11 protein-coding genes are annotated in these 12,885 nt (G+C 67.1%); 5 read left to right on the top strand and 6 right to left on the bottom strand.

The window, feature by feature from the left end; genetic code table 11:
* Nucleotides 1-123: 123 nt before the first annotated feature.
* From LV475_RS03955 to msrP, 3 genes are all read right to left on the bottom strand, one after another.
* Nucleotides 124-1,251, bottom strand: a complete 1,128-nt coding sequence (locus tag LV475_RS03955; RefSeq protein ID WP_250105807.1) for an NAD(P)/FAD-dependent oxidoreductase — start codon at nucleotides 1,249-1,251, stop codon at nucleotides 124-126.
* 78 nt (nucleotides 1,252-1,329) lie between these two features.
* A complete protein-coding gene (gene msrQ / locus LV475_RS03950; protein WP_250105806.1) occupies nucleotides 1,330-1,947 on the bottom strand; it encodes a protein-methionine-sulfoxide reductase heme-binding subunit MsrQ in 618 nt (205 codons plus the stop codon).
* Entirely contained in the window at nucleotides 1,947-2,888 is a 942-nt protein-coding gene (msrP, locus tag LV475_RS03945; RefSeq protein ID WP_250105805.1) for a protein-methionine-sulfoxide reductase catalytic subunit MsrP, read from the bottom strand. The genes msrQ and msrP overlap by 1 nt, the downstream gene beginning before the upstream one ends.
* Nucleotides 2,889-3,052: 164 nt before the next feature.
* Here msrP and LV475_RS03940 point away from each other — a divergent pair, with 164 nt between their 5' ends.
* Both LV475_RS03940 and murU read left to right on the top strand, forming a co-directional pair.
* Nucleotides 3,053-4,075, top strand: a complete 1,023-nt coding sequence (locus tag LV475_RS03940) for an aminoglycoside phosphotransferase family protein (RefSeq protein ID WP_250105804.1) — start codon at nucleotides 3,053-3,055, stop codon at nucleotides 4,073-4,075.
* Nucleotides 4,072-4,788 (top strand): N-acetylmuramate alpha-1-phosphate uridylyltransferase MurU, encoded by a 717-nt coding sequence (gene murU / locus LV475_RS03935; RefSeq protein ID WP_231505766.1) that lies wholly within the window; start codon nucleotides 4,072-4,074, stop codon nucleotides 4,786-4,788. The genes LV475_RS03940 and murU overlap by 4 nt, the downstream gene beginning before the upstream one ends.
* Nucleotides 4,789-5,043: 255 nt before the next feature.
* Here murU and LV475_RS03930 read toward each other — a convergent pair whose 3' ends face one another.
* Together LV475_RS03930 and LV475_RS03925 are read right to left on the bottom strand one after the other, a co-directional pair.
* Entirely contained in the window at nucleotides 5,044-6,327 is a 1,284-nt protein-coding gene (locus tag LV475_RS03930) for a TRAP transporter large permease (protein ID WP_136867361.1), read from the bottom strand.
* On the bottom strand, nucleotides 6,327-6,959 hold the full coding sequence (locus LV475_RS03925; RefSeq protein WP_250105803.1) for a TRAP transporter small permease: 633 nt from the start codon (nucleotides 6,957-6,959) through the stop codon (nucleotides 6,327-6,329). Before LV475_RS03925 ends, LV475_RS03930 begins: the two co-directional genes overlap by 1 nt.
* Before the next feature lie 462 nt (nucleotides 6,960-7,421).
* Here LV475_RS03925 and dctP point away from each other — a divergent pair, with 462 nt between their 5' ends.
* From dctP to LV475_RS03910, 3 genes are all read left to right on the top strand, one after another.
* Nucleotides 7,422-8,489 (top strand): TRAP transporter substrate-binding protein DctP, encoded by a 1,068-nt coding sequence (gene dctP / locus LV475_RS03920; RefSeq protein ID WP_250105802.1) that lies wholly within the window; start codon nucleotides 7,422-7,424, stop codon nucleotides 8,487-8,489.
* A gap of 182 nt (nucleotides 8,490-8,671) precedes the next feature.
* Complete coding sequence (locus LV475_RS03915) at nucleotides 8,672-9,820, top strand: acetate/propionate family kinase (protein ID WP_250105801.1); 1,149 nt, start codon at nucleotides 8,672-8,674, stop codon at nucleotides 9,818-9,820.
* Between the two features lie 82 nt (nucleotides 9,821-9,902).
* Nucleotides 9,903-12,281, top strand: a complete 2,379-nt coding sequence (locus LV475_RS03910; protein WP_250105800.1) for a phosphoketolase family protein — start codon at nucleotides 9,903-9,905, stop codon at nucleotides 12,279-12,281.
* Between the two features lie 63 nt (nucleotides 12,282-12,344).
* Here LV475_RS03910 and LV475_RS03905 read toward each other — a convergent pair whose 3' ends face one another.
* Nucleotides 12,345-12,875, bottom strand: coding sequence for a DsrE family protein (locus tag LV475_RS03905; RefSeq protein WP_250105799.1), 531 nt, complete (start codon nucleotides 12,873-12,875; stop codon nucleotides 12,345-12,347).
* Between the last annotated feature and the right edge of the window lie 10 nt (nucleotides 12,876-12,885).

The raw sequence follows: 12,885 nt of genomic DNA, 5'->3' as shown, positions 1-12,885 counted from the left end.
TCCGACCGCCGCCGGGCGGTCGGGAAACGGCTGCAAGCCTAGCGCAAAACGGGCGGTCGCGTCTGCGCCCGCCCGCCACGCGCTCGCCAAGCCGGAGTGGCATCGGATTCGTGCAGACCTTCCTTAGCGACGCAGGTCGCGCAGGTACCACCACTCGAAGAATCGCTTCGCCCAGTGCAGCAAGCGGCACGGCGGGGTGACGAACTGACGCTTCTCGTTGCGGAACACCAGGGTCGCCCGATCGAGCATGTCCATCACGCAGACCAGTTCCCACTTGAAGGTGCGTTCGGCCGGCTGGCCGTCGAGCTCGGCCACCAGGTTCTCGGCGGCGGCCACCGCCTGGAGATCGGCCATGTGCGCCTGTTTGGGCGCCCAGTCGGGCGCCGGGTAGCTGCCGGAATCGCCGGCCACATAGACCTTGTCCGCGCCCTTGACCCGCGCGTGCTCGTCGGCCTCGATCATGCCGCCCGGCGAGGTCGGGAACGGCGCGTTCTCGAGCCACGCCGGCCCGGTCATGCCCGGCATGAACAGGATCAGGTCGGCGGCGAACTCGCCCTTCTCGGTGACCACGCGATCGGCCTCGAAGCGCTGCGGCTTGGCGCCGATGTGGGTCTCGATGTCGAATTTCTTCATCCGGTCGAGCAGGCGGTCGACCGCCGACTCGCCCAGGCGGTTGCCCGGTCGCGGCGACGGGTTGAAGAACACCAGCTTGAACTGGTCGCGACGCCCCTGCTGGCGCAGCAGGCGGTCGATGCCGAACAGCAGCTCGAACATGGGTCCGCCGCGCACGGCCGCCGGCTCCTTGGGGTTGCCACCAAAGCCGATGGCGATGGTGCCGCCGTTCATCTCGCCGAGCCGGTCGTGGATCGCCTCGGCGGCATCGATGCCCTCGCACAGCGTGATGGCGTGCTCGATGCCGGGCAGCTTCTTGATGAAACGACCGCCGCTGGCGACGATCAGGCCGTCGTTCTCGACCTCGCCCGCGTCGGTGATCACCCGTCGACCGTCGTCGCTCACCCCGGTGACCCGCCCGGCGTGGAACCGCACGTCGAGGCGCTCGAGCAGCGGGCCGATGTCGAACAGGATGTCCTCGCGCCGACGAATCCCCGCAGGCACCCAGATCAGGCTGGGGTAGTACTGGAAGGTGGGCTCGGGGGCGATCAGGGTGATTTCCGCCTGCGGACGCAGGCGACGCAGGCGACGTACCGCCGTCAACGCCCCGAACCCCGCACCGATGACCGTCAATTTCATGCCTTGTCCTCCCACGATGGCTCGATTCCTGGCGCACCAGTCACTGGGGCTTATCTTGGCATAAGAAGTTTCTAATACTCAATCCGCCCGCCGGCGCCGGCCCGCCAGCCACCGGGTGACGGGGCGGGCCAGGAACAGCAGCAGCAACACGCCGGCCAGCACGAGCGGCGTACGGGTATCGAACTTCACCGAGAGGAAGTAATGCAGCACCACGAGCGCCGCGGCCGGATAGACCAGCCGATGCAGTTGCTTCCAGCGCCGGCCCAGGCGCCGCATCCAGCCGCGCGTCGAGGTAATCGCCAATGGCACCAGCAGCAGGAAGGCGATCACCCCGAAGGTGATGTGCTCGCGTTCGACCACGTCTTCCCAGATCGCGGCGAGATCGAGTTGCCGATCGACGACCAGCCAGAGCAGGACGTGCAGACTCGCGTAGACGAAGGCATACAACCCGACCATCCGTCGGTAGTCGATCAGGCCGAGGCGCGGCCACAGGCGCTGAATCGGCGTGACCGCCAGGCCGATCAACAGCAGGTAGAGCGCGGTATCGCCCAGAAAGCGCAGGCTGTCGACCACCGGCTCGTAACCGAGTTGATGCGTCGGGACCGCCCAGGCGAGATACCCCAACGGCGCCAGCTGGGCGAGAAAGAGCAGCCACCACGCCGGACGATTCGCCAACCAGGGACGACGCGCGGCCATCAGTAATGCTTCTTGAGGTCCATGCCCTGGTAGAGGTGGGCGACCTCCTCGGCATAGCCGTTGAACATCAACGTGTCGCGCCGCCCCCACTCGCCGATACGCCGCTCGGTCGCCTGCGACCAGCGCGGGTGGTCGACGTTCGGATTCACGTTGGCGTAGAAGCCGTACTCGCGCGGGGCCGCCGCCGTCCAGCTCGAGGTGGGCTGCTCGTGCACGAGGCTGATCCGCACCAGCGACTTGCCGCCCTTGAAACCGTACTTCCAGGGCACGACCAGCCGCACCGGCGCGCCGTTCTGCGGCGTGAGCGGCTCGCCGTAGATGCCGGTGGCCAGCAAGGTCAGCGGGTGCATGGCCTCATCGAGGCGCAGCCCCTCGACGTAGGGCCAGTCGAGCACCGCGCGCGTCTGGCCGGGCAGCGGGTCGTCCCGGCGATAGACCGTCTCGAACCGCACGAAACGAGCATCGGCCATCGGCTCGACCCGATCGAGCAGCGCCTTCAAGGGGACGCCCTCCCAGGGAATCACCATCGACCAGCCCTCCACGCAGCGCATCCGGTAAATCCGCTCCTCCGGGGCCTGCAGGCCGACCAGGTCGTCCATGCTGAATCGCCCGGGGCGGGCGACCAGCCCGTCGACCTCGAACTCCCAGGGCGAAAGCCGGTCGATCAGGGCGGCCAGCGCGTCGGCGTTGCGTCTCGGGTCGGTCTTGCCGGTGCCCAGCTCGTAGTAGTTGTTGTAGCCGGTGATGGCCTCCTTCTCGGTCAGCTGCTCGGCCAATGGCTTGCCCTCGTCGGCACGACCGCAGCCGGGCAGGGCCAGTGCCGCGCCGGCACCGACCATCGAACGCAGGAACGTCCGCCGCGCTCGGCGGTCCATGGCCAGGCGCGGGTCGGTGACCTCCCATTCACGGGGTTGGTGCGGGGATCGAATACGGTGTCGCATAACGGACCTCTCGGGTGGCAGATGCGGATGGACGACCCGGGCAGGTAGAATCTCGGGCGTTGTCAGCATGGGTAGGGTCACAGTATTGACGCAACGAGGGCGTCTTGCAGGGACGATCCGACCACGTGCCCGACCATTCACGAATGACACAGGAAACGCCACCGATGCCCGACATCGCCGCCGACCCCAGACGCGATCTCGCCCGCCGCTTTCTCGACCGGTCGGTGACGGGCTTCGGCGATCTGCACGCCGCATCCAGCGATGCCAGCAATCGTCGTTACTGGCGCGCGAGCGGGCCCGACGGCCAGAGTCTGATCGTGATGGACTCGCCGCCGGACAAGGAGCCGCTGGATGCGTTTCTCGACGTGCAGGCACGCCTGGAAGAAGCGGGCCTGCCGGTGCCGCGCATTCACGCCCGCGATCTCGAGGGCGGTTTCCTGCTGCTCGACGACCTCGGCCACGAGACGCTGTTCTCCTGGCAAGCCGACGCCCGCAGCGTCGATCGCGCGCAGGCCCTGACCGACTGCCGGGTCCAGCTGATCCCGCTGGCGAGCGTCGCACGCGACGGCCTGCCCGCCTTCGACACCGGGCGGCTGACCACCGAGATGCAATTGTTCGACGAGTGGTACCGCGCCGGGCACCTGGCCGCCAACTGGTCGCCCGCCCAGCACGCCCGGTGGCAGGGGCTGCGCGACACGATCGCCGAGCGGCTTGCCGCCATGCCGCCGGTGTTCGTCCACCGGGATTACCACAGCCGCAACCTGATGTGTCGCGACGGGGCGTGGGCGATCATCGATTTCCAGGACGCGGTCGCCGGCCCCCTGGCCTACGACCTGGTCTCGCTGCTGCGCGATTCGTACATCGACTGGCCGGGCGACTGGGTGGAGACCGAGATCGACGCCTTCTGGGCGCAGGCGCGCCAGGCCGGCCTGACGGACATCGACCGGGCGGCGTTTGTCGAGGATTTCGCCTGGGTGGCCGTGCAGCGCCACCTCAAGGTATTGGGCATCTTCGCCCGCCTGAGCCGCCGCGACGGCAAGCATGGCTACCTCGACGACCTGCCGCTGACCTGGCGCCACCTGCAGTGGGCGCTCGACCGGGCCCCGGGGCTTGAGCCGCTGCGCGAGCTCATCCATGGCCTGGAACCGGAGAACGCCCCGGCGAGTGCCCCCAGAGAATGCCCATGAGTGACCCCACGACCACCACGACGGCCATGATCCTCGCCGCCGGGCGCGGCGAGCGGCTGCGTCCGCTGACCGATCACACGCCCAAGCCGTTGATCGAGGTGGGCGGCAAGCCCTTGATCGAGCATCACCTCGAGCGCCTGGCCGCCGCCGGCATCGACCGGGTGGTGATCAACCTCGCTCATCTCGGCCACCGCATTCGCGAGCACCTGGGCTCGGGTGAACACTGGGGATTGAGCATCGAGTACTCGGTGGAAGGCGAACGGGCCGATCAGGCCCTGGAGACCGCCGGCGGCATCCGCGCCGCGCTCGACCGACTGGGTGAACGCTTCGTGCTGATCAACGGCGACGTGCTCTCGGATATCGACTACGCCGCGCTCGCCGCACTCGCGCTGCCGGATGATTGCCGCTTTCACCTGGTGCTGGTCGACAACCCGGAGCACAACCCGGCAGGCGACTTCGGCATCGACCCGACCGGTCGGCTGGTGGAGGCCTCGGGCCAGGCGCTGACCTATGCCGGCATTGGCCTGTTCGACAGCGCGCTGTTCACCCACCTGGCACCTGGGCGACGGGCACTGGGCCCGCTGCTGCGCGAGGCGATCGCGCAGGGACAGGGCTGTGCGCAGCATCATCGCGGCGACTGGCTCGACGTGGGCACCCCCGAGCGGCTGGCCGAGGCCGACCGCCGGTTAGGGAATCTCTGCACGAATCGATAGTGTCTCTGCGGGACCGCCAAGGGTCTAGATGCAAGGCGCGGTGCGCCGTGAATGGCCGTCACCATTCGCAAGCGCCGCAACGCCGCAGATGGGCCCTTGGCGGCCCGCCCGTGCGGGGCTCGCGGGGTTGCCCGCACTCGTCGTTCCCGGCCCTCGACGGGCAATGAGCCCGCCTTCGGCCCGGCGCCTCGATTGCGAACAAACCCGCGAGCCAGAGGCACCATCGATTCGTGCAGAGATTCCTTTTTCCGGCGATCAGTAGAAGGCGAGATCGCGCAGGAACAGCGCGATCTGCGGGAAGGAGATCAGGAGCACCGTCATCGTGATCAGCATGATGATGAACGGCGGGGTGCCCCGGACGATGTCCATGTACGGTCGTCGGAACACCGCCATGGCGGTGAAGATGTCATAGCCGAACGGCGGGGTGGCCGAGCCGATCGCCGACTGCAACACCACCAGCGTGCCCACCAGCACCGGGTCAACGCCCGAGGCCTGGATCGCCGGCATGAAGATCGGCGTGAGCACGAAGATCGCCACGATCGGGTCGACGAACATGCAGGCGACGAAGTAGGACACCGCGATCAGGATCAGGAGGTAGGTCGGGTTGGCGGCGACCTGGTCGAGGATCGGGCCGAGGATTTCCGAGGGAATCTGCGCCAGCGAGATGACCCAAGAGAATGCCTGGCCCGCGCCGACCAGGATGAACACCACCGCGGTGATCAGACCGGTCGAGAGCGCAATGCCCGGCAGGTCGGAGAGTTTGATCGAGCGGTAGATGATCATCTCCAGGATTACCGCGTAGAGCACCGACATCGCCGCGGCCTCGGTGGGACTGAACAGCCCCGAGTAGATGCCGCCGAGCACGACCACCGGAAAGCCCATCGGCAGGATCGCCCCGCGCATCGCCTTGAACCGCCCGGCCCAGCCGACCCGCTCCTCCGGCGGGATACCCCACCGCCGCGCGACGTACCAGCTGTAGAGCGAGAACATCAGCATGATCGCCACGCCGGGGCCGATGCCGGCGATGAACAGCTCGCCCACCGACACGTTCGCCGCCACCCCGTAGATGATCGCCGCGATCGACGGCGGGATCAGCAGGGCGATGTCCGAGGAATTGACCAGCAACGCCAGCGTGAAACTGTCCTTGTACCCCGCCTTGAGCATCTTCGGGCGCAGTGCGCTACCGATCGCCACCACGGTGGCCTGCGTGGAGCCGGAGACTGCCCCGAACAGCGTGCAGGTCACGGCGGTGGTGATCGGCAGGCCGCCTCGACGGTGGCCGATGAACGCCCGGACCAGGTCGAGCAGCCGATTGGCCGTGTGTCCCTTGGTCATGATGTCGGCGGCGAGGATGAACATCGGCACGGCCACCAGCACCGACGGGCGCACCCCGCCGATCATCTGCTGGACGATCTGGTTGGGCCCCACGTCCGGGAACGAGACCAGCAACAGCGCCAGGGCGCCCACGACCAGCGGCACCATCATGGGAAAGCCCATCAGGAGCAGCAGGAACATCAGGATGAACATGAGGGTGAGCATCAGCGGGCCTCCTTGCTCGGATCGATGCTCGAGTCGTCGCGCTGCTCGGCACCCTCGGCGGCATTGAGATCGGCTTCCTCGTAGACCTCACGCTCCATGAACGAGCGGTACAGCTCCTTCGAGATGAGGTTGCGCACGGTGGTCAGCAGGTACTGCAGACCGGCGAGAAACAACCCGATCGGCACCAGGAGATAGAGGATCCAGATGGGGATGCCCAGCGACGGGGTGGCCTGGCCGATCGAGCGCACCTGCGCCTCGTAGATCACCGCGTAGTAGGCGAGATAGAACATCACCGCCGCCGAGCCGGTGGTGATGATCAGGTTCGCGCCCTTGCGCCAGCGTCCGCGGAGCTGGTCGTAGATCGCCGACATGCGGATGTTGCGCCCGTGGCGCGCGGCCTTGGCCACTCCGACGAAGGTGATGATCACCAGCAGGGCCTGGTTGATCTCGCCGGCGAACGGCAACCCCTGTTTCAGCAGATTGTCGCCCAGGACGTTGGCGATGTTGATGGTGGCCATCAGCAGGATGGCGCCGGAGAGGATGATGTTCTCGATCCAGCCGATCAGCCAGTCGAGGCGGATCAGCGCCCGCCCCGGCCACGACCGGGACAGCTTTCCCTGCGCTTGCGGCATTGGTGTTCCCCTGATCAAGCGAGACGCGCACGCCCCGGGATGTCGTCGATTAACGCGGTCCGGACGACCGCTCGACGCCGCCCGGCTTGAGGGAACCCTGCACGATTCGATGACGTCTCTGCGGGACCTCCAAGGGCCCAGAGCAAGGCGGGGCCCGCCGTGAATGGCATCCGCGCTTTGCAAGGGCCGCAACGCTGCAGATGGGTCCTTGGAGGACCGCCCGGTCGGGCTTGCGGGTTTGTCCGCCGCCTTCGGTCCGGCGCATCGATTGCGAACAACCCCGTAAGCCTAACGACACCATCGACTCGTGCCGGGTTTCCCTACGCTTGCAGTGTAGTCGCGCCCGTCTTTGCCTGTCCAACGGGCAGGCCGGCGGACGTGCTAAGGTCTTGGGGACTGATTCGCCGGCGCCCGGTCGGCAGTACCGTGAACGACAAGCAACACCCAGGGAGAGAGAACGGTATGCAAAGCACACGATTCCTTCACAAGGGCACGCTCTGGATGGGTGCGCTGGCGATCGCCGCCGGCATGGCACTGTCCGGCTGCGGCCAATCCGAGGACGGCGCCGAGAGCGCCGAGGGCGAACAGGTCTGGCGCTTCGCGCTGGAAGAGACCAAGGGCGGCGTGCAGTGGCAGTACGCCGAGAAGTTCAAGGAGGAGATCGAGGCCGCGCACGACAACGTCGAGGTCAAGATCTACCCCTATGGCACGCTGGGCAGCTCGCAGGACATCACCCAGCAGATCCAGAACAACACCATGCAGTTCGCCTTCGCCTCGGCGGGGCACGTCGGCTCGACCATCCCCGAGGCGCAGGTGTTCACCCTGCACTTCCTGTTCTCGCAGGACGACGCGGTCAACGAGGAGATCTTCGCCTCCAACCCGGTCGTCTACGAGGAGCTGGGCGCCGCCTACAACGAAAAGGGCCTCGAGCTCTTGTCGATCGTCCCCGAGGGCTGGATGGTCTGGAGTGCCAACAAGGCCATCACCAAGCCCGAGGACTTCGAGGGCGTGAAGATCCGCGTCAAGCCCTCCGACCTGCTGCTGGCCACCTACGAGGACGGCTACGGCGCCAACCCGAAGCCGATGGCCTACTCGGAGATCTACGGCGGCCTGCAGCGCGGCCAGATCGATGCGCAGACCCAGCCGATGTTCGCCATCCGCGACATGAGCTTCTACGAGGTCCAGGACTACCTGATCGAGGCGCGTAACGCCCAGTTCGTCTCCACCGTGATCACGAGTCCGGGCTTCCTCGAAAGCCTGCCGGAAGACATGCAGGCAAGCGTCAAGGAGACCGTGAAGGAGCTCGATCCATTCATCTGGGACGTGCAGAAGACCCTCAACCGCGAAGCGGCCGAGGAAATCAAGTCCAAGAGCGACATCGAGTTCATCGAGCTGACCCCCGAGCAGGTCGATGCCTTCCGCGAGAACGTCGAGCCGGTATTCGACCAGTACGTCGAGATGGCCGGTCCGCGCGGCGAGAAGATCCTCAAGGCAATCCAGGACGCCGTGGCCGAGGGCAACGCGGAGTAACCGCAGCCTCGACCGCAGGTGTCATTGACCCCAAAGGCGCGCCGCCCGGCGCGCCTTTTTTCGTGCCCGATCACCGAAATTCACCCCCAAGACACTGACAAGGCGAGACTTTTCCGACTAGGATTGAGTCAGCCGCCCCGAGCACGCGGGGCGTCCACACGCTCACGGAGAGGGCCGAAACGATGACGACAGACGGGCCGGACAACGCGCGCTGGCTGGCAATCAATGCCGGCTCGTCTTCGCTCAAGCTGGCGATCTTCGATGCGAGCGGCAACCGAACCCACGCGGTCACGGCCGAAGACCTCGGTGATGGCGGTGGACCGCCCGGCGTCGCGCATTCACACGCGCTCGACGAGTTGCTCACTGCCCTGCCGCCCGGCGAGACCGGGCCGTTTCGCGGCATCGCCCACCGCGTCGTGCACGGCGGCGATCGCTTCGCTGCCCCGACGCGGATCGACCCCACGGTGATCGACGCACTCCACGAGATCGAACCGCTCGCCCCGCTACACAACCCCATCGCCGCCGCCTGCATCGAGCGCACCGGGCAACGCTTCCCGGACACGCCCCAGTACGCCCTGTTCGACACCGCCTTTCATCGCGACATGCCCCCGGAGGCACGCGACTACGCCCTGCCCGCCTGGTGCCGAGACGAACTCGGCATCCGCCGCTACGGGTTTCACGGCCTGTCCGTTGCGCATGCCCTGCGCCGCCTGGCCGAGGCGACCGGTCACCCGCCGGCGCGACTCAACCTGATCGTGCTCCACCTGGGCAACGGCGCAAGCGTTACCGCCATCCGCGGCGGGCGGAGCGTGGCGACCTCGATGGGCATGACCCCGCTGGAGGGGCTGGTCATGGGCACGCGGGCCGGCGACATCGACCCGGCCATCCCCGGCGTACTCGAACGCCGGGGCGGCCTGTCGAGCGACGAGGTCGACCATCTGCTCAACCACGAATCCGGCCTGCTCGGGCTGTGCGGCTCGCGCGACATGCGCGAGATCCACGACGCCATCGACCGAGGCAGCGACGAGGCCAGCACCGCACTGGCCATGTACATCCATCGCATCCGCCACTACCTCGGCGGCTACCTGGTCAACCTCGGTCGACTCGACGCCCTGGTGTTCACCGGCGGGGTCGGCGAGCACGACGTCGTGGTGCGCGAGTCGGTCTGCGAGGGCCTGGGGGTGATGGGGCTGGCGCTGGACGTGAACGCCAACCGTCGCGACGACACCGGGGTACGTGCCCTGCACCAACCGCACAGCCCGGCCGGCATCTGGGTGGTCCCCGCCGACGAAGAGCGCGAGATGATCCGGCAGATACAAGAGATCGACTGACACACGCTGGATATATCCGGCTGCTCTGATGTCGAGCCGGGGAGGCCCTTCCCTCGAACCCGATTCCCGGAGAGGCACGGTCATGCAGCAAAACGACATCAAGGCGATCGACGGTTTCTGGCGCGCGGCCAACTACCTGTCCGTGGGCCAGATCTATCTGCTCGACAATCCACTCCTGCGCGAGCCCCTGGCGCCGGCGCACATCAAGCCGCGCCTGCTGGGCCACTGGGGCACCACCCCGGGGCTCAATTTCATCTATGCGCACATGAACCACCAGATCGCGGCACGGGATCTCGACGCGATCTTTCTCACCGGCCCCGGCCACGGCGGGCCGGGCCTGGTGGCCAGCGCTTGGCTCGACGGCACCTACTCCGAGGTCTACCCCCACGTCAGCCGCGACGAGCCGGGCATGCAGCGCCTGTTCCGGCAGTTTTCCTTCCCCGGTGGCATTCCCTCCCACGTCGCGCCGGAGACGCCCGGCTCGATCCACGAGGGCGGCGAGCTGGGCTACGTGCTCTCGCATGCCTTCGGTGCGGCCTTCGACAACCCCGACCTGATCGTCTGCGCGGTGGTGGGCGACGGCGAGGCCGAAACCGGCCCGCTGGCCACCTCCTGGCACTCGAACAAGTTCCTCGACCCGGTGCATGACGGCGCCGTGTTGCCGATCCTGCACCTCAACGGCTACAAGATCGCCAACCCGACGGTGCTCGCCCGCATCCCGGAAGAGGAACTCGAGGCGCTGCTGCGCGGCTACGGCTACCAGCCGTATTTCGTCAGCGGCGAGGACCCCGGGCACATGCACCCGGCGATGATCGAAACGCTCGATCGGGCCCTGGACCAGATCCACGCCATCCAGCGACGCGCCCGCGAGGAGGGCGCCACCACCCGCCCACGCTGGCCGATGATCGTGCTGCGCACGCCCAAGGGCTGGACCGGCCCCGAGGCGGTCGACGGCAAGCCGGTGGAGAATACCTGGCGCTCCCACCAGGTCCCGATGAAGGATGTGCGCGAACACGCGTCCTACCGCGAGCTCCTCGAATCCTGGATGAAGAGCTACCGCCCGGAGGAACTGTTCGACGAAAACGGCCAGCCGTTCGACTGGCTGACCGCCCGCACCCCGACCGGGGCCCGGCGCCTGTCGGCCAACCCGCACGCCAACGGCGGGCTCCTGTGCCGGCCGCTCGACCTGCCCGACTTCCGCGACTACGCGATCGCCGTCGAGTCACCGGGCCAGACCCAGGCCGAATCGACCCGCGCCATGGGCCGCTTCCTGCGCGACGTGATCGAACGCAGCCAGGATTCGCGCAACTTCCGCCTGTTCGGCCCGGACGAAACGTCATCCAACCGGCTCGACGACGTTTTCTCCGTCACCGACCGGGCCTGGAACGCCGAGACACTGCCCACCGACGAGCATCTCGCCCGCGGCGGGCGCGTCATGGAGATCCTCTCGGAACACACCTGCCAGGGCTGGCTCGAGGGCTATCTGCTGACCGGCCGCCATGGCCTGTTCGCCTGCTACGAGGCCTTCATCCACATCGTCGACTCGATGTTCAACCAGCACGCCAAGTGGCTGGATACCAGCCGCGACATCCCGTGGCGCGCGCCGGTGCCGTCACTCAACTACCTCCTGACCAGCCACGTCTGGCGCCAGGACCACAACGGCTTCTCGCATCAGGACCCCGGCTTCATCGATCTGGTGGTCAACAAGAAGGCGAGCGTGGTCCGGGTCTACTTCCCACCCGATGCGAACTGCCTGCTGTCGGTGACCGACCACTGCCTGAAGAGCCGCGATTACGTCAACGTGATCGTCGCCGGCAAACAGCCCCAACCCCAGTACCTCGACATGGACGCCGCCATCAAACACTGCACAGCCGGGGTGTCCATCTGGGAATGGGCCAGCAGCGACGACGGCCTGGAGCCCGACCTGGTCATGGCCTGCGCCGGCGACGTACCCACCGAGGAGACCCTCGCCGCCACCGACCTGCTGCGTCGCCACCTGCCCGAACTGCGCGTGCGGGTGGTCAACGTGGTCGACCTGATGAAACTCCAGCCCGAGAGCGAGCACCCGCACGGTCTGTCGGACAGCGCCTTCGATTCGCTCTTCACCCTCGATCGGCCGGTGGTCTTCGCCTATCACGGCTACCCGTGGCTGATTCACCGCCTGACCTACCGGCGCACCAACCACCACAACCTGCACGTGCGCGGCTACAAGGAAGAAGGCACGACCACCACGCCGTTCGACATGGCGGTGAAGAACGAGATCGATCGCTTTCATCTCGTCATCGACGCGATCGAGCGCGTGCCCGGCCTCAAGGTCCGCGGCGCGCATCTGCGTCAGCAGATGGAGCAGCGGCTGATCGAGCACGAGCAATACATCCGCGAACACGGCGAGGACATGCCGGAGATTCGCGATTGGCGCTGGCCGTCGCTACCGGGAAACGGCACCAACAACGGCGTCTGATCCGAAAACAAAGAAGCCCCGGCATGGCCGGGGCTTCTCACATCAGCAGGGCGCAGCCTGCCTTTACTGGATCTTCAGATAGGCGTAGCCGTCACGCTGCAGGTCGGCGATCTTGGCCACCCCCGAGCCCACCAGCTCGATGCCCTCGTAGAGCTTGTCCTTGGACAGACCGATCTCGTTGCGGGTCACGTCGCAGAGGTGCACCTTGACCTCGCGCACGTCGATCAGCGTCTGCAGACGCCCCTTGAGCTCGGCCCGGCGTTCGTTGAGGTCCTCGTCGGCGGCGTACGGGGTGCCCTCGAGCGGATCATCGGTGGCAAACCGGATGCCGTACCCGACCAGCACCAGGTGGACGTCCCAGGGCAACAGTTTCTGCTCGGCGTCGTTGATCAGGTTGTTGATCGAGGTGAGCGTCGCCGAGTAGCGGGTCGGGTCGGCGAAGTCGACGTGGTAGACGACGCGCTGGGTATCGTCCTGCGCGACGACCGGCATCGAGACGGCGAGCGCCAGGGCGGCGATCGGCATGGCGATCAGGCGGGCGGCCCGGCGGACCATGGTGGCGGCCTGAGACAGAAAAGAGGCGATTGCGGTCATTCCCTTGCTC

Source organism: Guyparkeria hydrothermalis, from assembly GCF_023555375.1.
Taxonomy (GTDB): domain Bacteria; phylum Pseudomonadota; class Gammaproteobacteria; order Halothiobacillales; family Halothiobacillaceae; genus Guyparkeria; species Guyparkeria hydrothermalis.
The sequence above is the reverse complement of the archived record's forward strand: the minus strand, read 5'-3'. Positions and strand labels throughout refer to the sequence as shown.

What these genes read in the sequence shown, in the direction of transcription:
- LV475_RS03955 (WP_250105807.1), bottom strand. Translation starts at nt 1,251, where the DNA reads ATGAAATTGACGGTCATCGGTGCGGGGTTCGGGGCGTTGACGGCGGTA.
- msrQ (WP_250105806.1), bottom strand. Translation starts at nt 1,947, where the DNA reads ATGGCCGCGCGTCGTCCCTGGTTGGCGAATCGTCCGGCGTGGTGGCTG.
- msrP (WP_250105805.1), bottom strand. Translation starts at nt 2,888, where the DNA reads ATGCGACACCGTATTCGATCCCCGCACCAACCCCGTGAATGGGAGGTC.
- LV475_RS03940 (WP_250105804.1), top strand. Translation starts at nt 3,053, where the DNA reads ATGCCCGACATCGCCGCCGACCCCAGACGCGATCTCGCCCGCCGCTTT.
- murU (WP_231505766.1), top strand. Translation starts at nt 4,072, where the DNA reads ATGAGTGACCCCACGACCACCACGACGGCCATGATCCTCGCCGCCGGG.
- LV475_RS03930 (WP_136867361.1), bottom strand. Translation starts at nt 6,327, where the DNA reads ATGCTCACCCTCATGTTCATCCTGATGTTCCTGCTGCTCCTGATGGGC.
- LV475_RS03925 (WP_250105803.1), bottom strand. Translation starts at nt 6,959, where the DNA reads ATGCCGCAAGCGCAGGGAAAGCTGTCCCGGTCGTGGCCGGGGCGGGCG.
- dctP (WP_250105802.1), top strand. Translation starts at nt 7,422, where the DNA reads ATGCAAAGCACACGATTCCTTCACAAGGGCACGCTCTGGATGGGTGCG.
- LV475_RS03915 (WP_250105801.1), top strand. Translation starts at nt 8,672, where the DNA reads ATGACGACAGACGGGCCGGACAACGCGCGCTGGCTGGCAATCAATGCC.
- LV475_RS03910 (WP_250105800.1), top strand. Translation starts at nt 9,903, where the DNA reads ATGCAGCAAAACGACATCAAGGCGATCGACGGTTTCTGGCGCGCGGCC.
- LV475_RS03905 (WP_250105799.1), bottom strand. Translation starts at nt 12,875, where the DNA reads ATGACCGCAATCGCCTCTTTTCTGTCTCAGGCCGCCACCATGGTCCGC.